The 25,409-nt window shown below is 70.7% G+C and carries 22 protein-coding genes, 2 tRNA genes and 1 riboswitch; of the genes, 16 read left to right on the forward strand and 8 right to left on the reverse strand.

Annotated elements, in window-relative coordinates:
* Positions 1-54: 54 nt before the first annotated feature.
* Positions 55-140 (reverse strand) — tRNA-Leu (locus HNR20_RS14605).
* Positions 141-345: 205 nt separating this feature from the next.
* Between HNR20_RS14605 and HNR20_RS14610 the strand changes: the two genes are divergently transcribed.
* The 8 genes from HNR20_RS14610 (at position 346) to HNR20_RS14645 (ending at position 10,072) form a co-directional block, all read left to right on the forward strand.
* Positions 346-1,134 (forward strand): FHA domain-containing protein, encoded by a 789-nt coding sequence (locus HNR20_RS14610; protein ID WP_007454122.1) that lies wholly within the window; start codon positions 346-348, stop codon positions 1,132-1,134.
* 6 nt (positions 1,135-1,140) lie between these two features.
* A complete protein-coding gene (locus HNR20_RS14615; RefSeq protein ID WP_110562905.1) occupies positions 1,141-1,626 on the forward strand; it encodes an FHA domain-containing protein FhaB/FipA in 486 nt (161 codons plus the stop codon).
* Positions 1,623-3,092, forward strand: coding sequence for a protein phosphatase 2C domain-containing protein (locus tag HNR20_RS14620; protein WP_184180191.1), 1,470 nt, complete (start codon positions 1,623-1,625; stop codon positions 3,090-3,092). The genes HNR20_RS14615 and HNR20_RS14620 overlap by 4 nt, the downstream gene beginning before the upstream one ends.
* Positions 3,093-3,122: 30 nt before the next feature.
* Entirely contained in the window at positions 3,123-4,616 is a 1,494-nt protein-coding gene (locus tag HNR20_RS14625) for an FtsW/RodA/SpoVE family cell cycle protein (RefSeq protein ID WP_184180194.1), read from the forward strand.
* On the forward strand, positions 4,613-6,118 hold the full coding sequence (locus HNR20_RS14630) for a peptidoglycan D,D-transpeptidase FtsI family protein (protein ID WP_184180197.1): 1,506 nt from the start codon (positions 4,613-4,615) through the stop codon (positions 6,116-6,118). Before HNR20_RS14625 ends, HNR20_RS14630 begins: the two co-directional genes overlap by 4 nt.
* Before the next feature lies 1 nt (position 6,119).
* Positions 6,120-7,529: a serine/threonine-protein kinase gene (locus tag HNR20_RS14635; protein ID WP_184180200.1), complete on the forward strand. Its 1,410-nt coding sequence runs from the start codon at positions 6,120-6,122 to the stop codon at positions 7,527-7,529.
* Positions 7,526-9,346 (forward strand): Stk1 family PASTA domain-containing Ser/Thr kinase, encoded by a 1,821-nt coding sequence (pknB, locus tag HNR20_RS14640; protein WP_184180203.1) that lies wholly within the window; start codon positions 7,526-7,528, stop codon positions 9,344-9,346. Before HNR20_RS14635 ends, pknB begins: the two co-directional genes overlap by 4 nt.
* Before the next feature lie 93 nt (positions 9,347-9,439).
* Positions 9,440-10,072 carry a SanA/YdcF family protein gene (locus tag HNR20_RS14645; protein ID WP_229687026.1) on the forward strand — a complete coding sequence of 211 codons (633 nt, stop codon included), beginning with the start codon at positions 9,440-9,442 and terminating at the stop codon, positions 10,070-10,072.
* A 45-nt stretch (positions 10,073-10,117) separates the two neighbouring features.
* Here HNR20_RS14645 and HNR20_RS14650 read toward each other — a convergent pair whose 3' ends face one another.
* The 4 genes from HNR20_RS14650 to HNR20_RS14665 are packed head-to-tail and all read right to left on the reverse strand — an operon-like array spanning position 10,118 to position 13,467.
* On the reverse strand, positions 10,118-10,768 hold the full coding sequence (locus HNR20_RS14650) for an aminodeoxychorismate/anthranilate synthase component II (protein WP_184180209.1): 651 nt from the start codon (positions 10,766-10,768) through the stop codon (positions 10,118-10,120).
* Between the two features lie 2 nt (positions 10,769-10,770).
* Positions 10,771-11,049 carry a hypothetical protein gene (locus HNR20_RS14655; protein WP_184180212.1) on the reverse strand — a complete coding sequence of 93 codons (279 nt, stop codon included), beginning with the start codon at positions 11,047-11,049 and terminating at the stop codon, positions 10,771-10,773.
* Between the two features lie 4 nt (positions 11,050-11,053).
* Entirely contained in the window at positions 11,054-12,670 is a 1,617-nt protein-coding gene (locus HNR20_RS14660; RefSeq protein ID WP_184180215.1) for a class E sortase, read from the reverse strand.
* A complete protein-coding gene (locus tag HNR20_RS14665; protein ID WP_184180217.1) occupies positions 12,667-13,467 on the reverse strand; it encodes a DUF881 domain-containing protein in 801 nt (266 codons plus the stop codon). Before HNR20_RS14665 ends, HNR20_RS14660 begins: the two co-directional genes overlap by 4 nt.
* A 222-nt stretch (positions 13,468-13,689) precedes the next feature.
* On the opposite strand from HNR20_RS14665, the gene HNR20_RS14670 reads away from it, so the two are divergent.
* From HNR20_RS14670 to HNR20_RS14690, 5 genes are all read left to right on the forward strand, one after another.
* Positions 13,690-13,953, forward strand: coding sequence for a cell division protein CrgA (locus HNR20_RS14670; protein WP_184180220.1), 264 nt, complete (start codon positions 13,690-13,692; stop codon positions 13,951-13,953).
* Positions 13,954-14,161: 208 nt separating this feature from the next.
* Positions 14,162-16,360 carry a (Fe-S)-binding protein gene (locus HNR20_RS14675; protein WP_184188464.1) on the forward strand — a complete coding sequence of 733 codons (2,199 nt, stop codon included), beginning with the start codon at positions 14,162-14,164 and terminating at the stop codon, positions 16,358-16,360.
* Between the two features lie 103 nt (positions 16,361-16,463).
* Positions 16,464-17,789: a hemolysin family protein gene (locus tag HNR20_RS14680; RefSeq protein WP_229687025.1), complete on the forward strand. Its 1,326-nt coding sequence runs from the start codon at positions 16,464-16,466 to the stop codon at positions 17,787-17,789.
* The gene (locus tag HNR20_RS14685; protein ID WP_184180223.1) at positions 17,782-18,783 is read left to right on the forward strand and encodes a hemolysin family protein; all 1,002 of its coding nucleotides are present in this window, start codon (positions 17,782-17,784) and stop codon (positions 18,781-18,783) included. The genes HNR20_RS14680 and HNR20_RS14685 overlap by 8 nt, the downstream gene beginning before the upstream one ends.
* A 166-nt stretch (positions 18,784-18,949) precedes the next feature.
* A complete protein-coding gene (locus HNR20_RS14690; RefSeq protein WP_373290975.1) occupies positions 18,950-19,963 on the forward strand; it encodes a C40 family peptidase in 1,014 nt (337 codons plus the stop codon).
* A 56-nt stretch (positions 19,964-20,019) separates the two neighbouring features.
* Here the strand turns inward: HNR20_RS14690 and HNR20_RS14695 are convergent, their stop codons facing one another.
* Positions 20,020-21,999: an N-acetylmuramoyl-L-alanine amidase gene (locus HNR20_RS14695; protein ID WP_184180229.1), complete on the reverse strand. Its 1,980-nt coding sequence runs from the start codon at positions 21,997-21,999 to the stop codon at positions 20,020-20,022.
* A 234-nt stretch (positions 22,000-22,233) separates the two neighbouring features.
* Positions 22,234-22,369, forward strand: a riboswitch (cyclic di-AMP (ydaO/yuaA leader).
* A 13-nt stretch (positions 22,370-22,382) separates the two neighbouring features.
* Here HNR20_RS14695 and HNR20_RS32695 point away from each other — a divergent pair.
* Complete coding sequence (locus HNR20_RS32695; protein ID WP_184180232.1) at positions 22,383-23,423, forward strand: C40 family peptidase; 1,041 nt, start codon at positions 22,383-22,385, stop codon at positions 23,421-23,423.
* Positions 23,424-23,483: 60 nt separating this feature from the next.
* On the opposite strand, the gene dcd is transcribed toward HNR20_RS32695, so the two are convergent.
* Positions 23,484-24,062 carry a dCTP deaminase gene (dcd, locus tag HNR20_RS14705; protein WP_030332009.1) on the reverse strand — a complete coding sequence of 193 codons (579 nt, stop codon included), beginning with the start codon at positions 24,060-24,062 and terminating at the stop codon, positions 23,484-23,486.
* Between the two features lie 99 nt (positions 24,063-24,161).
* Here dcd and HNR20_RS14710 point away from each other — a divergent pair, with 99 nt between their 5' ends.
* Both HNR20_RS14710 and HNR20_RS14715 read left to right on the forward strand, forming a co-directional pair.
* Positions 24,162-24,719, forward strand: coding sequence for a pyridoxamine 5'-phosphate oxidase family protein (locus HNR20_RS14710; RefSeq protein WP_184180235.1), 558 nt, complete (start codon positions 24,162-24,164; stop codon positions 24,717-24,719).
* A gap of 139 nt (positions 24,720-24,858) precedes the next feature.
* Positions 24,859-24,932, forward strand: a tRNA-Gly gene (locus HNR20_RS14715).
* A gap of 87 nt (positions 24,933-25,019) precedes the next feature.
* On the opposite strand, the gene HNR20_RS14720 is transcribed toward HNR20_RS14715, so the two are convergent.
* Entirely contained in the window at positions 25,020-25,274 is a 255-nt protein-coding gene (locus HNR20_RS14720; protein WP_184180238.1) for a hypothetical protein, read from the reverse strand.
* Positions 25,275-25,409: the final 135 nt, after the last annotated feature.

The following is a 25,409-nucleotide window of genomic DNA, read 5'->3' on the forward strand; positions in this document are numbered from 1 at the left end:
CCGGCACGCCCCGATATGACGGAAGGGCCCCGCGTTGTGCGGAGCCCTCGTCGGTGGTGGGGATGGGGGGAGTTGAACCCCCACGCCCTTTCGGGCACACGGACCTGAACCGTGCGCGTCTGCCATTCCGCCACATCCCCGTGGCACGACCCGGAACACTGTAGCCGCCCCGGCCCGCTGTCTCCAGCGGCCCCGGGAATACTACGCTGTCCCCGGCGCTCGCCTCGAACGATTACCGTTCGTGGCGGACGAAAGATTAGCACGTCAGTCCCGGCCCTTCCGAACGGGTCGGGAGCAGGCGGCCGAGCGGCGTGTGAGCTGCGCGCGCGCCGGCCGGATACCATCATGTCCTCGGGACCCGAGGAGGAGCCGGTGAGCGTGCTGCAACGCTTCGAGAAGCGTCTGGAAGGCCTGGTCGAAGGGGCCTTCGCCAAGGTCTTCAAAGGGGTGGTCCACCCCGTGGAGATCCTCAACGCCATGCAGCGGGAGGCCGAGGCGCACAAGGCGATCCTGGCCGGTGGGCGCACGTTGGTGCCCAACCGCTACGTGATCGATCTCTCGCCGTTCGACCACAGTCGGCTGGCGCCGTACGCCGCCGCGCTGGCCCAGGAATTGGCCCAGTCGCAGGCGGAGTTCATCGGCGAGCAGGCGTGGACGGTCTATGGCGACGTGATCGTCGAGATCGAGCGAGGCGAGGGCCTGGACACGGGCATGTTCCGTGTCACGGCCGAGGTCTACACCGGTGGCGAGGTCGCCCCCGTGTCGGCACCCGGCTACGACGCCGGCCCGCCCGCCTACCCCGCGTACGACCAGGGTGGTGGCTACGGCCCGCCGCCAGGGCACGGTGGCGGTCGCAACGTGCGGCTGGTCTCCGGTGACGGACGCACCTACCCCCTTCAGATGGGGTCGACGGTGATCGGTCGCGGCGACCAGGCCAATCTGCGCCTGCCCGACGTCGGCATCTCCCGGCGACACGCCCGGCTGGACTTCGACGGGGGGCAGGTCGTGCTGACCGATCTGGGGTCGACCAACGGCACCATGGTCAACGGGCAGCGGGTCTCCGCCGTCGCACTCAACCCCGGTGACATGGTTCAGCTCGGCACCACGACGCTGACCTTCCGCGTGGACGGCTGACCCGCCTTGCCGGAACTGGTCATCACCGTTGCCCGGTTCGGGTTCCTGATCCTGCTGTGGATCTTCGTGTTCACGGTGGTCGGCGTGATCCGTCGGGACCTCTTCGCGGGCGCCCGGTCCGGTCGCCTGGTGGCCGCGCCACGCGCGGTGGGGGCCTCGACGGGGCAGGCGGCGAAGCCGGCGAAGGTGAAGCGGGGTAGGGCGGCACACCAGATGGTGGTGACGGCCGGTCAGCTGGCCGGCACCAGGATCACTCTCGGTGAAGCGCAGATCACCATTGGTCGAGCTGAGGACTCCACCCTGGTCATCACCGACGACTACGCCTCCGCGCGACACGCCCGGCTCGTGCCGCGCGACGGGCAGTGGTACGTCGAGGACCTCGGCTCGACTAACGGCACGTACCTAGATCGCGCTAAGGTCACCGGACCAACCCCCGTCCCCCTCGGCGTGCCGATCCGGATCGGCCGCACTTCCCTCGAATTACGGCCATGACTCTGACCCTGCGCTATGCGGCCCACAGCGACCGCGGTCTGATCCGAGACGGCAATCAAGACTCCGTCTACGCCGGGCCGCGGCTACTCGCCGTTGCCGACGGCATGGGCGGCATGGCCGCCGGTGACGTCGCCAGCAACATCGTCATCGGTGCCATGGCGCCGCTCGACGAGGACGTCCCGGGGGACGCCCTCGTCGATGCGTTGCGTTCGGCCGTGGGCACCGCCAACCAACAACTCCGCGACACCGTGGACGCCAACCCACAGCTGGAGGGGATGGGCACCACGCTGACGGCGACCCTCTTCACCGGCAGCAAGCTGGGGATGGTCCACATCGGTGACTCGCGGGCCTACCTGCTGCGCAACGGCGAGTTCGCGCAGATCACCAAGGACGACACGTACGTCCAGATGCTCGTCGACGAAGGCCGGATCAGCGCTGAGGAGGCGAGCAGTCACCCACAGCGGTCACTGCTCACCCGAGCCCTGGACGGCCGGGACATCGACCCGGAGTACTCGGTGCGCCAGGTGTTGCCCGGCGACCGGTACCTGATCTGCAGCGATGGCCTGTCGGGTGTGGTCAGCGCCGAAACCATCGGCGAGACCCTGCGGGAATACACGGACCCGCAGAAGTGCGTCGAGCGGCTGGTGCAGCTCGCGCTGCGCGGCGGCGGACCGGACAACATCACGGTGATCATCGCCGACGCCACGGATCAGGACATCGTCGAGGCCAGCCCGATCGTGGGCGGCGCCGCCGCGCGGGACCGAGGCATGGCAACCTCCGCCGACGAATCGACTCCGGCCGCCCGGGCCTCGGCGCTCGCCGCGCCGCGCCCGGCCGCGCCCGAGGAGCCGGCAGCCTCGGACGACGAACCGGACCGGCCGAAGCGCCGCCCGGTGCGTACCGCCGCCATGGCACTGGCCCTGCTGGTGATCATCGGTGGTGGGGCCTTCGCGGGCTGGACGTACACCCAGCGGCAGTACTACGTGGGTGCCACCGAGGAGGGGCAGGTCGCCGTCTTCCGTGGTGTCCAGGGTCAGATCGCCGGGATGGACCTCTCCACCGTGCACCGTCGCAGCGGCACCCGACTGGACGACCTCACGGTCGCTGCGCAGGACACGGTCAAGGTCGGCATTCGGGCCAAGAGTGAGCCGGACGCCGAGCGTCAGCTCGCCGAGCTGACCAGCGACACCCCGAGCAACCCCAACCTGAAGCCGCTCTGCCCGCTCGACCCGAGCGCCGCGGTGGGCGGCACGCCCACGCCCACACCGACCGATGCGACGCCGATCCCGAACGGCAGCCCGAGCCCCAACGTGTCGGCGACCCCCAACGGGGTTGTCAGCGCGAGCCCGACCGACGCTGCCAGCGCCGCTGTCGGTGCGACCGGCCCGACCACCACACCCGACGTCACGCCCTCCGACTCGGCCACGCCGGCGCTCGACCCAGCCGGTTGCCGGTCTCCTGAGTGAGCGTCGGCTGAGATCCCGAGGACTCCACCCGTGACCGTAGCGGCCACACCGGCACCCTCGCCCGCGACCGCGGGCGAGCAGTCCGGCGTACGCCTGGCGCGGTCGCGCCGCAACGCCGAGCTGTCCCTGCTGCTGCTCGCCATGGCGTTGGTGGCCGCGTACGGGGCGACCGTCGAGGCAAACCTGCTGGACACGGTCACCCCGGACTTCTGGATGCCCGCCGCCACGCTCGGGGTGGTCTTCCTCGGTCTGCACGTGGTCATCCGGTTCCTGGCCCCGTTCGCCGACCCGGCCCTGCTGCCGGCGGTGGCCCTGCTCAACGGGCTCGGGGTGGGTTTCCTCCGCCGGATCGACCTGGGCGACGCCCCGGTTGCCGACCGGGAGGGCCTGGCCACCTTCGCGGGGCAGGGCGGGCGCCAGTTGGCCTGGACGCTCGGTGCGGTGATCCTCGCCGCGGGCCTGCTCGCCATCATGCGTGACCACCGGTCGATCTCGCGGTACGCGTACACCCTGGGGCTGGCCGGCATCGTGCTGGTGATGCTCCCGGCGGTGCTGCCGCCGAGCATCTCCGAGCGAAACGGCGCCAAGCTGTGGATCCAGTTCGGTGAGAGTTTCTCCATCCAGCCGGGTGAGTTCGCCAAGTTGGCGCTGCTGGTCTTCTTCGCCTACTACCTGGTCCGCAAGCGCGAGGTGCTGTCGCTGGCCAGCCGGCGATTCCTCGGCATCGACTTCCCGCGCGGCCGCGACCTCGGCCCGGTGGTCGGGGTCTGGCTGATCAGCGTCCTGGTGCTGGTCTTCGAGAAGGACCTGGGCACCTCGCTGCTCTACTTCGGCATGTTCGTGGTGACGCTCTACATCGCCACCGAACGGGTCAGCTGGCTGCTGATCGGCCTGGTGCTCTTCTTCGGTGGCGCGTACCTTGCCTACGTCCTCGGCGAGACGGTCGGCGGCCCGTTCGCCAACTTCTACCTGCGCGCCGAGATCTGGCTCGACCCGTTCGCCGATCCGACCGACAAGGGCTATCAGTTGGTCCAGGGGCTGCTGGCGCTCGGCACCGGCGGCCTCTTCGGTGCCGGGCCGGGCGGCGGCCAGCCCGGGATTCTGCCCGAGGTGCAGAACGACTTCATCTTCGCCGGCATCGGTGAGGAGCTCGGCCTCTTCGGGCTCTCCGCGCTGCTGGTCGTCTACCTGCTGATCGTGGAGCGGGGGCTGCGCGCCGCGCTCGCGGTGCGGGACTCGTTCGGCAAGCTGCTCGCCGGTGGTCTCGCGTTCACCCTTGGTCTGCAGGTCTTCGTGATCGTCGGCGGGATCAGCAAGCTCATCCCGCTGACCGGTCAGACCACCCCGTTCCTGTCCGCCGGTGGTTCGTCACTGATGGCGAACTGGCTGCTCATCGCGGTGTTGCTGCGGGTCTCCGACGGAGCCCGCCGGCCGGTCACCGGGGCCGCTGGCAAAGCTCCCCGGCCCGCCGCCGGCCCGCCCGAGCAGCTGCACGGTGCTCCCACGGAGGTGATCAAGCCGTGAACGCACCCCTGCGCCGTGTCGGCGTCGTCGTCATGGTCCTGTTCGGCCTGCTCTTCGTGAACCTCAACTGGATCCAGGCCTACAAGGCCGACGAGTACCGCACCAGCGACTACAACGGCCGGGTCCAGGTTGCCGACTACAAGCGCAAGCGCGGCAACATCGAGGCTGGCGGCACGGCGGTGGCCACCAGCAAGGAGACCACCGGCACGCTGAAGTTCCTGCGCACCTACCCGGGCGGCGCCGAGTACGCCCATGTGCTCGGCTACAAGCCGGTCAACCTGGCGGACCAGGGCATCGAGCGGGTGGAGAACGACTTCCTGGCCGGCACCAGCGACCAGTTGATCGGCGACCGGTTGAAGGACATGTTCACCGGCGACGACAGCGGTGGTGGCAACGTGCTGCTCACGCTCTCCAAGAAGGCTCAGGACGCGGCGTACAACCAGCTGCGCAACAACCAGGTGGGGGCGAAGAAGGGCGCGGCGATCGCCATCGACCCGCGTACCGGTGCGGTGCAGGCGCTGGTCTCCATGCCCAGCTTCGATCCGAACCCGCTGGCCAGCCACACGAGCAGCGAGGCGGCTGCGGCCTTCAACAAGCTGGAGCAGGACCCGGACGAGCCGCTGAAGAACCGCGCGCTCTCCGAGACGCTGCCGCCGGGCTCCACCTTCAAGATCGTGGTGGCCGCGGCAGCCTTGGAGAACGGCATCACCAAGACGACCCAGATCCCGGCCGGTTCCAGTTGGACCCCGCCCACCTCGGGCAGCCCGATTCGCAACGCCGACGCGTCGATCTGCCCGGAGCCGAAGGTCACCCTGCTGGCAGCGGTCACCGAGTCGTGCAACACCGGCTTCGCCCAGCTCGGCGTGCAGCTCGGCGCCAACGCCATCAAGGAGAAGGCCCGACAGTTCGGCTTCGAGCAGGAGGACCTGACCGTCGGTGAGCTCGGTGAGGGCGGCCTGCCCACGGCGGCCAGCCGGACCGGCACCATCCAGAACGCCGACGGCGGAGACGACCCGGCCGCGCTCGCCCAGTCCTCGATCGGGCAGCGGGACGTTCGGATGACCCCGCTGGAAGGCGCCATGATCGCTGCCTCGGTCGCCAACAACGGCAGCCAGATGCGGCCGTACCTGGTGCGGCAGTTGCTCGCCCCGGACCGGACCACCAGCTACTACACCGCCAAGGCACGGGAGCTGCGCCAACCGGTCAGCTCTCAGGTCGCCGGCGACCTGCGCGACATGATGGTCAGCGTGGTCCAGAACGGCACCGGCAAGAGGGCCGCGATCAGCGGTTACACGGTCGGCGGCAAGACCGGCACCGCGCAGTCCGCGCCGGACCGGCCCGACCACGGCTGGTTCATCGGCTTCGCGTTGGACAAGAACGGCACCCCGATCTCCGCGGTCTGCGTGATGCTCGAACAGGCCGGCTCCGGTGGCAGCGCCGAGGCAGCCCGGATCGCCGGCCAGATCATGCGGGCCGCGATCGCCGACCCCGGGGGTCGCTGACATGCTCAGCCCCGGTGTCCAGCTCGGCAACCGCTACCGCCTCGACGAGCGGATCGCCAGCGGCGGCATGGGCGACGTCTGGCGCGGCACCGACCAGGTGCTCGGTCGGACGGTCGCGGTGAAGAGCCTGCTCCCCGCCCTGCTCGACGACCCGGACTTCGCCGAGCGGTTCCGCGGCGAGGCCCGCACGATGGCCACCATCAACCACCCCGGCGTGGTGGACGTCTACGACTTCGGCAACGACCAGCAGATCGCGTTCCTGGTCATGGAGTACGTCGAGGGCGACGCCCTGTCGTCCACGCTGAGCCGGGTCGGCCGGCTCACCCCGGCCCGGACGATGGCCCTCGTCGCGCAGGCTGCGGACGCGTTGCACGCCGCGCACGAGAAGGGCATCGTGCACCGCGACGTGAAGCCGGGCAACCTGCTGGTCCGGCCGAACGGCACGCTGGTGCTGACCGACTTCGGCATCGCCCGCTCCGACCTGGTCGGTCAGCTCACCGCCGCCGGCTCGGTGCTCGGCACCGCGTCGTACATCTCGCCCGAGCAGGCCACCGGCGGCGTGGCCACCCCCGCGTCCGATGTGTACGCGCTGGGCGTGGTCGCCTACCAGTGCCTCGCCGGGCGGCGTCCGTTCGAGGGCGACAACCCGCTCGACATCGCGATGCGGCACGTCCGGGAGACTCCCCGGCCGCTGCCCGCCGACATCCCCCCGCAGGTGCGCGCGGTGGTGGAACGGGCGTTGGCCAAGGACCCGGCGGCCCGTTGGCCGAGCGCCGCCGCGCTCGCCGGGGTCGCCCGCCAGCTCAAGGCCGCGCTCTCCCAGCAGGCCAGGGCCGCCGGCAACTCCGGCCCCGTCTCCGCGGCGCCGGCATCGCCCGCGGCGCCCGGCCGGGCCCAGGTGCCGCAGGCGCACCAACTGCGCCCGCCAGGCGCCCGTCCGCCGGCCGCCGGGCTGCGGCCGACCGCGGTCGCGCCGGCCCAGCAGCCGCGCCCCACCGCGGTCGCGCCGGCCGTCCCGTCCGCCCGACCGCCGGTCGCACCGAACGGATACCCGCGCGGTGCCGCGGCGGTGCCGTCAGCACCGCCCCGACAGCAACAACCATCGGCGTACGCCCGGCCGGCCGGCCCGTCGGCGCCGTCACCCGAGACCCGCCGGTCCCGGCCCGGAATGGTGCTTCTCGCCATCCTGCTGGCCGTGCTGGTCCTGCTCTGCTCCGGCGTGATTTCCTACAACCTGAAGAAGCGGTCGCAGGCCGGTGAACCCGCCGCGCTGACCGCACGCACCGTGACGTCCGGCGCGCTGCGACTCGACGGGCGCGACGATCCGACCCGGACGTCGTACCGTCGGGAGATACGACTCCAGCCGGGCGACGGCGGGACGACGACGAGCGAAGGACGACAGACGCGATGACAGCGCAGGCCCGCCTGCTCGGTGGCAGGTACCAGGTCGGCGAGCTCCTCGGCTACGGCGGCATGGCCGAGGTGCACCGCGGTCGCGATCTCCGGCTCGGTCGGGACGTCGCGATCAAGATGCTCCGTACCGACCTGGCCCGGGACGCGACGTTCCAGATGCGCTTCCGTCGGGAGGCGCAGAACGCCGCCTCGCTCAACCACCCGGCGATCGTGGCGGTCTACGACACCGGTGAGGAAACAGCGCCGACCGGCGAGACGCTGCCGTTCATCGTGATGGAGTTCGTCAACGGTCGGACCTTGAAGGAGGTCCTCGGGGCCGAGGGTCGGCTGCAGCCGCGCCGGGCGCTGGAGATCTGCGCCGACATGTGCGCCGCGCTGGAGTTCAGTCACCGGCACGGCATCATCCACCGGGACATCAAGCCCGGCAACGTGATGCTCACCCAGACCGGCCAGGTCAAGGTCATGGACTTCGGCATCGCCCGGGCGCTGGCCAGCGGCGCGACCACCATGACGCAGACCAGCGCGGTGATCGGTACCGCGCAGTACCTCTCCCCGGAGCAGGCGCGCGGCGAGGCCGTCGACGCTCGCTCCGACGTGTACGCGGCTGGCTGCGTGCTCTTCGAGTTGGTCTGCGGGCACCCGCCGTTCGTCGGGGACAGCCCGGTCAGCGTTGCCTACCAGCACGTCCGGGAGACGCCGCCGACGCCGAGCGACATCAACCCGGACGTCACCCCGGCCGTCGACGCGATCGTCCTGAAGGCGCTGTCGAAGAACCCGCTCAACCGCTACCAGAGCGCCGGCGAGATGCGTGCCGACCTGCTCCGCGCTGCCGCCGGCCGGCCCGTGTTGGCCACCCCGGTGCTGCGTGAGGCGGAGACGGTGGCGATGGCACCGGCAGCCGGGGGCCGGGGTGGCTACCCGCCTCCCTCCGCTGGGCAGCAGACCGGGCAGATGGCCCGGGTGGGCGATCCGCGCCAGCGCAAGGCGTCCTCGTGGTTGATCGCGACGTTCAGCGCGGTCGGCGTGCTGGCGGTGATCGCCCTGGTCGCCGCCCTGCTCTGGAGCCAGCAGCAGGACAAGGCCAACAAGTCGGTGCCCACCCTCGTCGGCAAGAGTCAGGCCGCCGCGGTCGCCGAGATCCGTAGCGCCAACCTTCAGCCGCAGGTGGGTGACTCCGTCCTGGCCAACGACTGCACGAAGGGCACCGTCGCCAAGCAGGATCCCCAGCCGGGCACTCGGCTCAAGCAGGCCAGCACGGTGACCATCCAGCTCTGCGGCGGCAAGCCCGACGTGAAGATCCCCCCTGGCTTGATCAACTCCCAACTCGAGAACGTCAAGCCCCAGCTCGAGGATCTGGGGTTGAAGGTCCAGGAGAAGCAGGTGGACAACCCTGCGGCGAAGGGCATTGTCCTCAAGCTGACCCCGCCGTCGGGGACCACCGTGCAGCAGGACAGCACAGTGGTCGTTGAGGTCTCCAAGGGCAACGTCAGCAAGGTGCCCAACGTGATCAACTCGACGCGGGAAGAGGCCGCCCAGGAGCTTCGCGAGGCGGGCTACAAGGTCGAGTTCCGCGACGGTGACGAGGTGCCGGCCGACCAGGCCGGCCGGGTCCAGAAGCAGAGTCCGAATGCGGGCACCGAGCTGGCCAAGGACAGGACCGTGACCATCGAGATCGGCATTCCGGAGAAGGTCGTCGAGACGCCACCCACCGGCACGCCGACCGGCACACCGACGGGCACGCCAACCACGCCCGGCACCGGGGGCGGCATCGGTCTGCCGTTCCCGCCCCAGCCGACCCGTCTTCCCGAGGACTAGGCCCGCACCCCGGTTCCGGGCCTCGGTATGAGTGACACGGAAGCATCCGGTGTCGAGTCGGTGGTGAGCCGCCGTCCTCGGTGGCTCAGGCGCGTGGCCATTCTGGGTGCCGTCGTGCTGCTGCTCGCCAGTCTTCCGTGGCTCTGGACGACGCTCGCCGCCCGCGGTCACGTGTACGCCGAGGCCGAGGCTCCGGTCGCCGACGTGGTGATCGTCCTCGGCACGGCCGTGGCGGCCGATCGGCAACGGCCAGGGGAACGGCTCGCCGGCCGCCTGGAGACCGCCGCCGAGTTGGTGACCAGCGGGCGGGCCAAGGTGGTGCTCGTGTCGGGCGATGGCGGCGGCACGTCGGGTGACGAGCCGGCGGTCATGACGTCGTACCTCGCCGAGCTTGGCGTCGACCCGCGCCGGGTGGTGGCCGACCCGTTCGGCCTGGACACCTACGACAGTTGCGCCCGAGCGCGCGAGGTGTACGGCGTCGACCGGGCCCTGGTCGTGACCCAGTCCTACCACCTGTCCCGAGCAGTGACGTTGTGCCGGCATCTCGGCCTCGACGTCGACGGGGTCACCGCGCGGTGCGACGGCTGTGGACCCGTCCTGCTCGCGGAGAAGTCGGTCCGGGACTACTTCGCCAGTGGCAAGGCGGCGTGGGACGCGGTCCGGGGCCGCGCTCCGGCGGTCCGCTCGCCCGCGGATCCGGCGGTCCAGGACGCGCTGCGGGGCTGACCCGACGGCGGGCCCTCCCGAGCCTGGTGACCGAGCGGCGGGGCCTCAGGTGGTGGCGAAGGCGGCCCGGCGACGGGCGTCGACCTCGGCGGCGAGCGCGGGTGCGCGCTCCAACGCCTCCTGGTGACCGCAACTGGCCAGCCAGTTGGCCAGCATCAGGTGGCCGCCCTCGGTGAGCACCGACTCGGGATGGAACTGGACACCCTCGATGGGCAGGGTCCGGTGCCGCATCGCCATCACCACGCCGGAGCCGGTCCAGCCGGTGACCTCCAGCTCGTCCGGCAGCGTCTCGGGCAACACCGCGAGCGAGTGGTACCGGGTGGCGGTGAACGGGTCGGGCAGGCCGGCGAGCACGCCGACCGAGTTGTGCCGTACCTCGGAGGTCTTGCCGTGCAGCAGCTCGGGGGCGCGCGTCACGGTCGCCCCGAACGCCTCGCCGATCGCCTGGTGGCCGAGGCAGACGCCGAAGATCGGCAGCTCGCCCGCGTACTTTCGGATGACGTCCAGACAGATGCCGGCCCGGTCGGGGCTGCCCGGCCCCGGTGAGAGCAGGATGCCGGCGGCTCCTACCTTGCCCACCTCGGCGATGTCGATCTCGTCGTTGCGGCGGACCTCGCAGTCCACGCCGAGTTGGCCCAGATACTGCACGAGGTTGAAGACGAACGAGTCGTAGTTGTCGATCACCAGGACGCGCATGGTCACCTGCTCGGGGAGGACGGAGCGGGGTTGTTCTGCTCCGTGTCGTACGGCAACTCGTGGTCCTCGCCCGCCGGGGTCTCCCCGGTCACCGGGCCGCCGTCGCCCGGCTCAGCGGGGACGCCGGACTCGACCTGCACGTCATCGAAGGGCAGCAGTGGCTCGGCCCACGGGAAGGCGACATACCAGAGCAGGGCCACCGTGGCGGCCACCAGTAGCACCGAGCCGATCAGTTTTCCGGCCAGGCCGAAGGGCAGCTTGCGCCAGATGAACGAGTACATCGGGTCAGCCTCCCAGCTCGGCCGGGCGGCCCGCCGACTTGGGTTGGGTGCGGTCCAGCTCGGCGTGGATGATCAGGCGCTGGTAGTTGTCGAACTTCGGGTTGCACGTGGTCAGGGTGAGCATCCGCTTGGTCGGCTTCTCGTCCGGCTCGCCGGGCACCGGCGCCACCACCTCGACCTGGGTCGGCTTGACGATCCGCGACTGTGACACCCGGTAGACGTACCAGTCGGTCTTGCTCTCGACCACGATGGCGTCGCCCTCGTCGAGCTCGTCCAGCCGCCAGAAGGTCGCCCGGTTGCGGTGGCCGGCGACGGAGAAGTTGCCCACCTGGCCGGGCAGCGCGCTGGCCGGGTAGTGGCCCGGGGCGTAGCGGATGTCGGCCTGGGTGACGCCCTCGACCACGACCCAGTTCTTGTCGAGCTTGGGGATGTAGAGACCCGCGAGCGGTTTGCCGCGTACCGGTGGCGTCGGTTTGACGCTCGGGCCGGCCGCCGACGGGGCGACCGTCGGGTCGTCGGTCGGGCCCCACGCCTGGTTCAACTGGTTGTTGAGGTCGTTCTGGTGGGCGTCGACGATGGCCGACTTGCCCCAGACCTCATAGCCGGCGAAGAGCAGCACCACCAGGCCGAAGGTGATCAGAACCTCGCCGGTGACGCGGACGCCGGTGCGCAGCCGGGAGCCGAGCGACGGGCGGGTGAGCTCGGAGTAGACGCTCTTGTAGCCCTCGCCGGTCTGGTGCGGCCGGAGTTGGACCACCCGCTCGCCGCGCCGGGGCCGGGGAGGCTCGGCGGGGTTGTCACCGCCGTCGGTCGGCCCGTCGGGGACCGCTGAGCGGGGGACGGCACCCATCAACGCGGTCGAGTCCATGGTTGGCGGCCGGGTGGTGGGTGTGGCGGGCACTGCCGGGATCAACGCGGTGGCGGCAGGGTCGGCGGCGCGGTCCGGCCCACTGGGAGCGACGGTGCTCGGACCAGTAGGAGGGACGCGGCCCGGCCCAGTGGGAGGGACCCGGCCGGACCCGGCCGGAGAGGAGCTGTCCTGCCCGGCGGCCGGGGCGGGGGCGGCCGGCGAGACCGGAGCGGCCGGAGAGCCGGTCGGTCGGGTGGGCCGGGCGGCGATCTGGGGGATGAACGCGGTCGGCGAGTCGGCAACCGGCGGTGGCGGAGGACCGGCCGGGGCCGACTGGCCCGGCGTGCCGGGCGTCGTCGGCCGGGTTGGCGTCCCGCCGGGCGTACCCGGGGAGGTCGCGGCGTTGCCGGGGGCAGCGGGACGAACCGGGCCCTGGTTGGTCGCGGCCGGCCGGCCGGGAGCGGCGGCGGGGGGCAGGCCGGACCCTCCGTGCGCGCCTGGCCCGAGGGCCGGGTTGCCCGGCCACGGCGGCGGGGCTTCGACACCCGGACGGCCCGGGGGGTGGGTCGGCTCGGCGGTGCGCGGAGGCCCGGGCGTGGCCGGCGGGCGCGACGTACTGGACCGGGTGGGCAGCACCGGCTCGGGCCAGTTGCCGGCCGGGGTCTGCCGACCAGGTGCCGGCTCCGGCCGGTCGACCTTGGGCAGGAAGGCGGTCGGATCGTCGGTCTGGTCCCGGTGTCGTCCGTCGCGACGCTCGTCCGGGCCGCTCACTTGAGCACCTTCGCGGAGCGGAGGGCGGTCGAGTCTTCGAATGCGGGAACTCGCACCGTGGAGGCCGTCTCCTCGTAACCGAGCTGGTAGTCGTCGACCGCGTCCTTGAACAACCGGACTCCCTCAGAGCTGGCGAGGGCCTGCTGGAGGGCAGCGGGATCGCCGATTGCCACGATCTTGAACGGGGGGGAGTACACCCGGCCATGAAGCAGCAGGGTGTTACCGACGCAGCGTACCGCGCTGGTCGTGAGCACGCGGACGTTCATGATTGACATGGCCTCCGCGCCGCCGGCCCAGAGCGCGTTGACCACTGCCTGCACGTCCGCCTGGTGCACCACCAGGTCGTCGTTGCTGGCGTCCGACTGGGTCCGGTCGAGTTGGGGCGCGTCGTTCAGCTCGACCGTGACCCCGGGCCCGCCGAGGGCGGTGAACCCGGCGGCCTGGAGACTGCCCTGGGCGCGCTCCTGCTGATCCTTGATCGGGGCGTCCGACCCGGCCAGTGTGTCGGTCCGTTGCTCGACCTCGCCGCGCAGCGTGGCGGCACGGCGTTCACTCGCCGCCACCTGCTCGCGCCGGTCCTCGATGAGCTGGTTGAGCTGGGGCCGTCGGTCCTCGCGCAGAGCGGTGCCGTCGGCGGTGGTCGCGCTGGTGGTGAAGAGCAGTCCTGCCGCGGCGGCGATCAGGGGCACCCCGATCGACCAGCCCGGACGGCGTTGACGCGGTCGCCGGGGCAGCAGCCCGGCGGCGGCCCGTCGGAGGACCTTCTGCCAGGAGGTAGCGCCGGACGTGTACTCCACCGAGCGTTCCTTCCGCGTGTCGAGGATTGGTCCGCCCCGGCCGGGCCGGTGAGGCGAACAGTCCCACTTCTTTCGGTCACTCCGTGCACCGGCCTGACCCCATTCGTGGTCCGGGCGGGCAATCGGGACTACGCTAGCTGTCGAACATTATTGGCCATGGACCGTCGCCTCCGCGCCCGGTTGTCAGGCCGGACGAGGTCGTCACCCCCTCTGGAGAGCGCCATGCCCAAGTCTCAGGTCCGTAAGAAGAAGGTGTACACCCCGCCGACGGACGTCCGTCCCACGACGGCGGCGTCGTCGCGCAAGCCTAGCCCGGTGTGGTTGCCGATCACCGCGGTCGCCTTGATCGTCGTCGGGATCGGCTGGCTGGTGCTCTACTACCTGTCCGAGCAGGAGTACCCGGTCATGGCGTGGGGTTACTGGAACCTCGCGGTCGGCTTCGGCGCGATGGTCGCCTCTCTGGCGCTGCTCTCCCGCTGGCGCTGAGCCGGCTCGGCGCTGTCGCGTCGACGGTTCCATGTCACCCCACCCAGCCCCTGCCCAGCAGGATCGGGTGGGGCCCCCTATGGTGTCCGCAGGCAGCGTGGCCTACTGCGAGATGACTCACGTTACTGCTGGGTAACCTTCGCGTAGGCTGCACTGCATGACCGAGCAGAGCGAGGTCATCAGGCAGCAGACCGGGGAGGCCAACTCGATGGGCAGCGTCCAGATCGTCACCACGATCCTCGCGGCCGCCATCACCGCTGTGGCGGTGTGGCTTGCGGTGCGTGCGGTCCTGAAGATGGTGGCAGTCATCCGGCTCGGGCAGCCGGCACCGGAGCGGTTCACCGACAAGGTCACCCGGGCCAGGACCATGCTGGTGGAGACCGCCGGCCATACCCGAATGCTCAAGTGGGGCGTGGTGGGTGCCGCGCACTGGTTCGTGATGGTCGGCTTCATCGTGCTGTCGCTGCTGGTGCTCGAGGCGTACTTCGAGGTCGTCACCACGGACGGTGGCCTGCCGATCATCGGGCACTGGACGATCTTCGGCCTGGTCACCGAGATCATCGGGGTGCTGGGCCTGGTCGGCATCCTGGTGCTGATGGCGATCCGGCTCCGCAACCGGCCGACCCGGCCGGGTGGGCGGTCCCGGTTCACCGGCTCGACCATGTGGCAGGGCTACTTCGTCGAGTGGATCGTGCTGCTGGTTCTGATCTTCGGGTTCGTGATCCGCGGCTTCAAGGTCGCCACCGACCACTTCGAGTTCCCGTTCTGGGCCACCCCGGTCAGCCACGCGGTCGGCGCGGTGCTGCCGGACTGGGCGGACGGGGTCAGCGTCGCCGCCGCCATCAAGATCATTATCTCGATGACCTGGCTGATCGTCATCTCCCTGAATGTCACCATGGGCGTCGCCTGGCACCGCTTCCTGGCGTTCCCCAACATCTTCTTCAAGCGCGAGCCGGCCCGGCCGGCCGGCTCCGGCCTCGGCGCGCTGCGCCCGATGACGAGCCAGGGCAAGCCGCTCGACTTCGAGGAGGCCGACCCGGAGAAGGACCAGTTCGGCGTCGCCCACGTCGAGCAGTTCAGCTGGAAGGGTCTGCTGGACTTCAGCACCTGCACCGAGTGCGGTCGCTGCCAGTCGCAGTGCCCGGCCTGGAACACCGGCAAGCCGCTGTCGCCGAAGCTGCTCGTGCTGAGCCTGCGCGACCACGCGTACGCCAAGGCGCCCTACCTGCTGGCCGGCGGCGGCAAGGACCTGACCGGCGAGGAGAAGGCCACCCAGGCGCAGCTCGCGCACCTCGACGTGCTGGCCCTGGCCGAGGCCGACAAGCCGTTGATCGGCACCGCCGAGGAGGGCGGTGTCATCGACCCCGACGTGCTCTGGTCGTGCACCACCTGCGGCGCCTGCGTGGAGCAGTGCCCGGTCGACATCGAGCACGTCGACCACATCGTCGACATGCGCCGCTACCAGGTGCTGATCGAGTCGAGCTTCCCCTCCGAGGCCGGCGTGATGCTGCGCAACCTGGAGAACAAGGGCAACCCGTGGGGCGCACCGCAGAACACCCGTGAGGACTGGACCAAGGGCCTGGACTTCGAGGTGCCCCGGGTCGGCGAGGTGGACGACTTCGAGTACCTGTTCTGGGTCGGCTGCGCCGGCGCGTTCGAGGACCGGGCCAAGAAGACCACCCGCGCGGTGGCCACGCTGCTCAACGAGGCGGGCGTGAAGTTCGCGATCCTGGGCGAGGGCGAGACCTGCTCCGGCGACCCGGCGCGGCGGATCGGCAACGAGTTCGTCTTCCAGATGCTCGCCCAGCAGAACGTGGAGACGCTGAACGAGGCGTTCGAGGGCCGGGAGAAGGCCAAGCGCAAGATCGTTGCGACCTGCCCGCACTGCTTCAACACCCTGGGCAACGAGTACGGCCAGCTTGGCGGTGAGTTCGAGGTGGTCCACCACACCCAACTGCTGGCCCACCTGGTCGCCACCGGCAAGCTCACCCCGGTGCAGCCGGTCGACGGCGGCGTCACCTACCACGACCCCTGCTACCTGGGTCGACACAACCGGGTCTTCGCGGCCCCCCGCGAGGTCCTCGGTGACGCCATCGCGGGCGAGCTCACCGAGATGCCGCGCAACAGCGAGCGCTCCTTCTGCTGCGGTGCCGGCGGTGCCCGGATGTGGATGGAAGAGAAGATCGGCAAGCGGATCAACGTGGACCGGGTCGAGGAGGCCATGGCCACCGGGGCCAGGACGGTCGCCGTCGGCTGCCCCTTCTGCTCGACGATGCTCAACGACGGGGTCAACGGCAAGGGCGCCGGCGAGCAGGTCGAGGTGATCGACGTGGCGAGCGTGCTGCTCCGTTCGGTCAAGCCGGAGCAGCCGCAGGGCGGCAAGGAGACCGCGCCGATCGGCGGCTGAGCGCGTACACCTGGGATCTGGACATCGACGGCGGCGGCCCGGTGCGGGCCGCCGCCGTCGTGCAAGAATCTCGCCGAGGTGAGGCGACATCGACGGCCTACTCTTGACGACGCTGTTGCCCCTGGTCGGGTTCGTTGCGCTGACCGCGGGCAACGCGTTCTTCGTCGCGGCCGAGTTCGCCCTGGTCACGGTCGACCGCGCGGAGATCGACCGGCGGGCCGCCGCCGGCGACCAGGCCGCCCTGACGGTACGCACGGCGCTGCGCGAACTCTCCTTCCAGCTCTCCGGTGCGCAGCTCGGGATCACCATCACCGCGCTGCTCACCGGCTACCTGGCCGAGCCGGCCCTGGCCCGGCTCTTCGGTCCCCTGTTGCGCCCGATCGTCGGGGACGCCACCGAGCGGTTCACCCCGTTCCTCGCGTTGGCCCTGGCCACGCTGATCTCCATGCTCTTCGGTGAGTTGGTGCCGAAGAACGCGGCGCTGGCCCGGCCCATGCCGGCGGCGCTGGCCACGGCTGGTCCCATGCACACCTTCTCCCGGACGTTCGGCTGGGTGATTCGGGGCTTGAACGGCTCGGCGAACCGGCTGGTCCGGGCGCTCGGCGTGGAGCCGCAGGAGGAGCTGGCCAGTGCCCGCTCGCCGGAGGAGTTGGGTCTGCTGGCGGCCATCTCGGCGCGCGCCGGTGCGTTGCCGACGGACACCGCGATGCTGCTGCGCCGCACCATCCGGTTCGGTGACAAGCGGGCCGCCGAGGCGATGACCCCCCGGGTGGACGTGGTCGCGCTGCGTGTCACGGCCACCGTGGCCGAGTTGCTGGAGGCGTCCCGGCAGACCGGACGGACCCGCTTCCCGGTGTACGAGGAGACCCTGGACCTGGTGACCGGCGTTGCCGGTGTGCCCGACGCGCTGGGTGTGCCGCTGGCCGACCGGGCGTCGACAAGCGTCGGTTCGGTGGCCCGCGAGCCGGTGTACGTGCCGGAGAGCCTCAACCTCGACGGCGTGCTGGCGGCGTTGAAGGCGGCCGGGGCCGACCTGGCCATCGTCGTCGACGAGTACGGCGGCACGGACGGCGTGGTGACGATCGAGGACCTCGTGGAGGAGTTGGTCGGGGAGATCGCCGACGAGTTCGACCCGGCGAGCGTGGACGACGCCGGCCCGGTCGAACTGACCGTGCCCGGTGGTGAGCGCACCGTGCTGGTCGACGGGGTGCTCCGCTCCGACGAGGTGGCCGAGCAGACCGGCTTCCGGCTGCCCGAGGGGCCGTACGAGACGCTTGCCGGCTTCCTGATGGCGCAGCTCGGGCACATCCCGCTGGCCGGCGAGACGGTCGAGGCGGACGGCTGGGAGTTCACCGTGGTGGAGGTGGAGCGGCACCGCATCGAGCAGGTCCGGGTGTTGCGCCCGGCGGAGCCGGACGACGATGACTGAGCTGTTGGTGACCGTGGTGCTGCTGCTCGGCAACGGCTTCTTCGTGGGCAGTGAGTTCGCGCTCATCGCGTCCCGCCGGACGGTGATCGAGCCGCTGGCCGCCGGGTCGAAGCGTGCCCGGTGGGCGTTGTCGGCGATGAACCAGATCCCGTTGATGATCGCCGGTGCGCAGCTCGGCATCACGGTCTGCTCGCTGGGCCTGGGCGCGATCGCCGAGCCGGCGTTGGCGCACCTGCTGGAGCCGCCGTTCCACGCGGCCGGCCTGCCCGAGCGGGCGGTGCACCCGGTGGCGTTCGTGCTGGCCCTGGGCGTGGTGGTCTTTCTGCACACGGTCGTCGGCGAGATGGTCCCGAAGAACATCACGCTGGCCGGTCCAGAGGTCTCCGCGCTCTGGCTCGGCCCGGCGATGCTGGCGTTCTGTGTGGCCACCAAGCCGCTGCTGCTCGCGATGAAGTGGGCGGCCCGCCGGGTGCTCGCGTTCTGGCGGATCGAGGCGTCCGAGGCGGTGAAGACGGTGTTCACCGCCGAGGAGTTGGCCGGGCTCGTCTCACAGGCGCGTACCGAGGGGTTGCTCGACGAGGAGCAGCATGCGCGGATCACCGGTGCCCTGGCCCTGCACAGCCGCACCGCGGCGGACGCGTTGCAGCCGTGGTCGACGGTGGTGACGGTGGCCGAGGACGTTTCGCCGGCGTCGTTGGAGGTGTTGGCCACCCGGACCGGTCGGTCCCGTTTTCCGGTGGTGCAGCGATCGACCCGGCGGGTGCTCGGCTTCGTGCACGTCAAGGACGTGCTCGGGTACGCCGGGCAGGACCGCCGATCGCCGGTGCCGGCGGAGGTCTACCGGCCGCTGGCGATGGTGCCGCCGGAGCGTACGCTGGCCGACCTGCTGCTGGCCATGCGCCGCGAGCGGCGGCACATGGTGCTGGTCAGCGACGGCCGGCGCCCTCTCGGTGTGGTCACCCTCGATGATGTATTGACCGCAATCGTTGGTTGATGTGCCAATACCCTTGGTGTGCAAGCGGTTGCACGACAGTGATGGTGATGGCACTCGCCTTGATTACCGCCCCGACCTTCCCTAATGTGAGGCACCGACCGCTGTAGGTCGTCTGCCTCGGCCTTCCCTCACGCGAGGCGCCCGGCGGTCGGTTGCAAAGGAGTCGGTGCCGGTGGCAACCATGCCCCCTCATCGTCACGACCTGAAAGTGCCTGCTCGGCCGGGTGGCCTGCGCCGCGCTGCCCATCGTCTGCTCGTCCTGGTCGCCGCCGCGGCAGTCGGCGCCGGTCTGCTCACCGCGCCGGCACACGCCGCGCCGACGGTCGACGAGATCGAGGCGCAGATCGACAAGAAGTGGGAGCAGTTGGAGCCCACCATCGAGCAGTACAACAAGGTCAGGGCGCAGCTGAAGGTCAATCGGCAGAAGTCGGCGGACCTGCAGAAGAAGATCGAGCCGTTGTCGCTGCAGAGCGAGTTGGCGCTCAACCGGGTCGGCGATCTCGCCTCCCGCTACTACATGTCGGGCCCGTCGCACGACATCGGCGCACTGCTGGTCAGCGCCAATCCGGACACGCTCACCGAGCAGCTCACCGTCCTCGACCGGCTGGCCGCGCAGGAGCGCAAGGAGGTCGAGGGCGTGCTGGCCGTGCGGGCCAAGTACGACGGCGAGAAGCAGAAGCTCGACGCGCTGATCGTCACCCAGACCAGGCAGCAGAACGAGCTGGCCGCCAGGAAGAAGCAGATCGACGCCGAGATCAAGCAGCTCGAGGCGGCGATGCCGAAGACCACGGTGAAGACCGCTGGCTGCCCGACCATCAACGGTGTGCTCGCCGTGGCCGCGCAGAAGGCGATCAAGACCGCCTGCCAGCAGGTCGGCGATCCGTATGTCTGGGGCGCCACCGGCCCGAACTCGTTCGACTGCTCGGGCCTCACCCAGTACGCCTACAAGTCGGCGGGCATCTACCTCACCCACCACACGGGTGACCAGTGGAACGAGGGCAAGGCCATCTCGCGCGCCGACGCCCGTCCCGGTGACCTGGTCTTCTTCTACTCCGGCCTGAGCCATGTCGGGCTGTATCTGGGTAACAACCAGATGGTGCACGCCCCACGTGCCGGTAAACCGGTGCAGGTGTCCAGCATCAACACGATGCCTGTCGCCGGGTTCCGCAGACCCGGCTGATCCACCGCGTGCAACACGACGGCCCCCGGTCACCCGACCGGGGGCCGTCGCTGTGCTCAGCGGGGTGCGCCCACCGGGGACGGCAGGAGCTGCACGTCAGCAAGGTCGACGTACATGATGCGGTGGCCGAACTGGATCTGCGCGTACCGGTTCTTGCCGCGGATCACCGTCCAGTCGCCGGGCGAGGAACCGTCGAACGTGCTGGCCCGGTAGTACTCGCCGGCCAGCACCGCGCCGACGGCGTACCGCTGTCCGGCGGACAGGGTGTACTGCAGCGGCGAGATTGCCTGGTAGGGCACGCCGGCCGGGTAGGCCGCCTGCTCCGGGTACGCCCTCCCGTACACCGGGATGGTGGCCCGTCCGGGCTTCGGGGTGGCCACCAGGCCGACGGTCCAACTGGCCGTCGGCGCGGACGCCGGGTTGTGGAACCACGCCCGCTGCCCGAGGTACCAGATGGCCGTCCAGTCACCCTGCCGGCCGGCCAGCGCGTACGTCTGGCCGGCGGAGGCCCGGGCGCCGTGGTCCGACACCACCATCGTGTTCGGAGTGCCGTCCGGGCGGAGCGCGATGTCGTTGACCAGTGGCGCGTCCGCGGACGGCGCGGACCGCAGCACCACCGCCGAGGAGCCGCGCGGCGCGCACGGCACACCGGCGGTGACGCAGCCGATGAACGCCGGCTGGTTGGTGGCGAAGTCCGGGTCGATCCGGACCAGACCGGTGGCCGGGGTGCCGGTGTCCAGACGTGGCGCGTGCAGCAGCTCGAAGTAGTGCGTCCAGTCCCAGTACGGGCCGGTGTCCCAGTGCATCCCGCCTACGGTCCCGGCCGTGGTGCCGGGCACGTTGTCGTGGCCGATGATGTGCTGGCGGTCCAGCGGGATGCCCAGCCGCAGCGCAAGGTGCCGGACCAGCTTTGCGGAGGTCCGATACATCGCCTCGGTGTACCAGGTGCCCTGCGCCGCGAAGCCCTCGTGCTCCAGCCCGACCGCCTTGGCGTTGACGTACCAGTTACCGGCGTGCCAGGCGACGTCCTTGGTCTTCACGTGCTGGGCGACGTGCCCGTCCACGGAACGCAGCGAATAGTGCCAGCTCACGTAGGTCGGGTCCTGGACGAGCTTCAGGGTGGTCGCCCAGCTCGCCTCGGTGTCGTGGATGACGATGTACTCGATCTTCTGCCGGCCGGGCCGGTCGGAGAGGTCGTGGTTGCCGTAGTCCCCGTCGCCGAACGCCGCGTAGGGCGCCGGGATCCACTCGCAGGAGATGGTGCTGGGGCACTCCAGCCCGTCCGGGCGGGCGAGGCGGCGCAGGCCCAGCCGGTCCAGCCAGGAACGCTCGGGCCGGATCGCCCGGGCCGGCAGCGTGATCCGCTGGCCGTCGTCGGTCACCCGCGACTCGCCGGTGCCGATGGTGGTGAAGACCTCGTCGGCGAAGGCCGCCGCGGCGTCGGCACTGTCCGCGCCGGCGTAGCGGGCCACCGCGCCGTACCAGGTGGCCGGGTCGGTGCCGGCGCCGACCGGGGCGCCCAACTCCCGTTGGTACGAGGCCAGCAGCGCCGCCCCGCCTCGGATGTTGACGTCGGCGTCGGTGCGCAGGGAGTCGGGAGCCGCGCCGGTCAGAGCGGCGGCGGCGTCCACGGTCTGCAACGCGGCGGCGGGCGGTGCGGGGTCCTCGGCGGGCCGGGGAGCGGGTGCGAGCGCGGGGCGGGACCCGTCGCCGCGCGGGTCCTCGGTGCCGGCGTCGTGGTGGCCGCCCCCGGGCAGGGCGGCCACGTGTCGGGCGTCGGTCAGGTGCATCGGGCCGTAGCCGCCGCTGGTGCTCGGTGTGCCGGCGTTGCTGTCCCAGCGGGACTCCAGGTAGGAGACGCCGAGCAGCACGTCGGTCGGTACGCCGTACTCGGCCGCTGCGGCGGCGTACTGCTGCTGGCGGTCGGCGGTGGATGCGACCGCCGCGCTTGCCGGTAGCGGTACCGCGGTCGCGGCGGCGACCACGACGGCGGCGAGCAGTGCGCGCCGGCCGGGGGACAGGGTTGGATGGTGCATCGAACCCCCTAGATTCCGCGAATGAAGGTGAGGTCACCTTCGCGCCGCCCGGGAGCCTGCGTCAATACCTTTCCATGTCTCGACGCGTCGAGAAAGAAATCTTCGAGCACGGCCAGTGACCCTCCCTGATCGGTACGGAGTGTCACGGCCGCACGGGTTGCGGATCGGTAACAGGCGTCTCTACTCTGGTCTTTCGTCGGCCCGATATCAGCTCCGCCCAGCCCGGGCGGTAACGGACCGACACCGCCGAGTCGTTTCCGAACGAACCGGGGACCCAGGTCCCCCGGGGTGAATCCGCAGCAATTGCGGTAGGGCGCCGACTTCCCGCCCGAACCCGTCAGCTAACCCGGTAGGCGGTCAGGAAGAAGGAGTACGGAACCCCGGTGGCACTCCATGCCCCGCGGCCGTCGTCCGGGCGGCCGGCATCAGCCGGCCCGACGTCGATCGTGCCGCGCCCACGCAGTTCCCGCTTCACCACCGTTCTCGCCGCACTGATCGGCGTCGCCGTCGTCCTGACGGGCAGCGCCACGGCGGCCCACGCCGACCCGAGCGTCGCCGAGATCGAGCGCCAGATCGACGCCGACTGGAACAAGCTCGAACCGATCATCGAGCAGCACAACGCCACCCGGGCCGACCTCGCCGTGAAGCGCAGGCAAGCCGACGCGGTGGCCGCCCGGATCGCCCCGCTGGAGCGTCAGGTCGACGCCGCGATGAACAAGGTCAGCGCCCTGGCCGTGCGTGCGTACAAGGGCGAGAACGTCGCGACCGTGAACGCGGTGCTGGGCAGCAGGTCGCCCAGCGAGGTCGTTGGCCAGCTCGAGATGCTCGACCGCTTCGCGCACAACCAGCAGCAGGACGTGCGGGAGGTGGCCGACCTGCGCGACGACCTGGCCGCGCAGAAGGCGCCGCTGGACGAGATGGTGGCCCAACTGACCCGCACCGAGGCCCAGTTGGCCGCGAAGAAGAAGCAGATCAACGAAGAGATCGACAAGCTGCAGAAGCTGCGCCTCAAGGTGTACGGCAACGGTGGCGGCGGCCCGCTGCGCCCGGCGCCGTGCCCCGGCAGCTACCCCGGTGGCGCCGCGGGCACGGCCGTCAAGTTCGCCTGCGCCCAGATCGGCAAGCCCTACGTCTGGGGTGCCGAGGGCCCGAACTCGTACGACTGCTCCGGCCTGATGCTGGCCGCCTGGGCGAAGGCCGGCGTGTCACTGCCGCACAACGCCGCCGCGCAGAGCCGCGCGACCAAGGACGTCAGCAGGGCCGATCTGCGCCCCGGCGACCTGGTCTTCTACTACAGCGACATCCACCACGTCGGCATGTACGTCGGCGGCGGCTGGGTGGTGCACGCCTCGCAGGCCGGCCAACCGGTCAAGATGAAGAAGGTCGACGACGGCCCGATCCACAGTTATGGCCGCCCAGGCTGATCGAGGGTGACCGAAGGGCCCGTCGCGATTCGTCGCGGCGGGCCCTCGTCGTTACTGGTTTCAGCGGGTTGGCCAGGTGCGCCAGTGCTGCCAGGCGCGGCTCGGCGTCGGCCCCCGCTGGCCCTGGTAGCGCGAGCCGTAGACCACCGAGCCGTACGGGTGCTCGGCCGGTGAGGAGAGCCGGAAGATGCAGAGCTGCCCGATCTTCATGCCCGGCCAGAGGGTGATCGGCAGGTTCGCCACGTTGGACAGCTCCAGCGTCACGTGACCGGAGAAACCGGGGTCGATGAAGCCGGCGGTGGAGTGCGTGAGCAGCCCGAGCCGACCCAGCGAACTCTTCCCCTCCAGTCGGCCGGCGAGCTGGTCGCCCAGCGAGATGACCTCCAGCGTCGAGGCGAGCACGAACTCCCCCGGGTGCAGCACGAACGGCTCGCCGTCGGGCACCTCGACCGCCGAGGTCAGGTCGTCCTGCTGCATCGCCGGGTCGATGTGGGTGTAGAGGTGGTTGTTGAAGACCCGGAACAGCCGGTCGAGCCGCACGTCGATGCTGGAAGGTTGAACCAGGGTGGGCTCGAACGGCTCCAGGCCCAGCGTGCCGGCCTTGATCTCGGAGACCAGGTCACGGTCGGAGAGCAGCATCGGACCACCATAGCCGCGCTGCCCAAAGCTCTGGGATTCGGTGGCAGTGACCAGCGAGTCGAGGTCGCTGCTCGTACATTTGTTCGATAGAATGCCCACATGGCTTCCTGGTCCGAATTCGCCGCCGACGAGCCCCGACTCGCCGACGGGATCCGCGTTCTCCTCCAGCAGTACGGGCCGGGCTTCGGCTACCTGGCCACGGTCCGCGCCGACGGCGGGCCCCGGGTCCATCCCGTCTCGCCGGTCATCACCGATGAAGGCCTGTTCTGCTTCATCATCGACTCCCCGAAGCGCCGTGACCTCGAACGTGACGGCCGTTACGCGCTGCACTCGTTCCCTCCGGAGGAGAGCGACGACGAGGCGTACGTGGCGGGTCGTGCCCGCCCGGTGACCGATCCGGCGCGGGTGGCCCGGTTGGCGCAGGGCGCTCGCGCGGAGCCGCAGGTCGACTGGCAGCTCTTCGAGTTCACCGTCGACGTGGCGATGCTGACCCGCCGCGAGCAGCACCTCGCCGGCGTCCCGGGCCTCGCGCCGGGCCGGCCGGCCGTCCGGGTCTGGCTCGACCCGCACGCCCCGTCGGCGGCAGCCGCGCCGCTCGCCGTACCGCAGGCGCGCGCGACCCGTCTCAGCCGCGACGTCCAGTACACGGCCGCCTGACCGCGGCCGGACCCTGAGCCGAGAGGCCGGTGCCGACTCCGTCATGACGGAGCCGGCACCGGGTGTACGCGCAAGAGCAGCACCATGCAGGGGTGCCTGGGTGCACAGGCTGGGCGACTCGGGTACAGTGGTGCCGCTTGCGGGTGTAGTTCAATGGCAGAACATCAGCTTCCCAAGCTGACAGTGCGGGTTCGATTCCCGTCACCCGCTCCACCGTGAGGCCCCAGCTCAGGACAAATTTCCTGGCCGGGGCCTCATTCGTTGCTATCAATTCTCGCGCTTACCGAGCCCGCGCGGGAGTCACTTTGTTCGCCGCCACTTGCGGCGTTTGCGGGATGGTTTGAGCGCTTCGGGCGCCAGCAGTGGATCCTCGGTGAGTGGCTGCCCCGGCCGGTCGGCCCAACGGCTCCAGGTCTTGCCGCATGACCTGCAGAACAACGGGGTCTTGCAGACGAACCGATCATCTTCGTCGCGACGAGTTAAGGCGAAGCCGAGTAGCCGCAGCTCGCCACCGCAGCCGGGGCAGGTCTCGCCCTGCCATTCGGAGCCGACCATGCATCGGAGGATGCCACACCCTTGGGCGGAGCTGCGGCCTCCGCTGGCTGGCCCAGCGCTGGACTGCATCGAACCAGGCCGCCAGAAATCCACACCCGGCGGGGGACCACCGGGGCCGTGATCGTCGTACCGTTC

Origin of the sequence: Micromonospora parathelypteridis (assembly GCF_014201145.1) — a bacterium.
Taxonomy (GTDB): domain Bacteria; phylum Actinomycetota; class Actinomycetes; order Mycobacteriales; family Micromonosporaceae; genus Micromonospora; species Micromonospora parathelypteridis.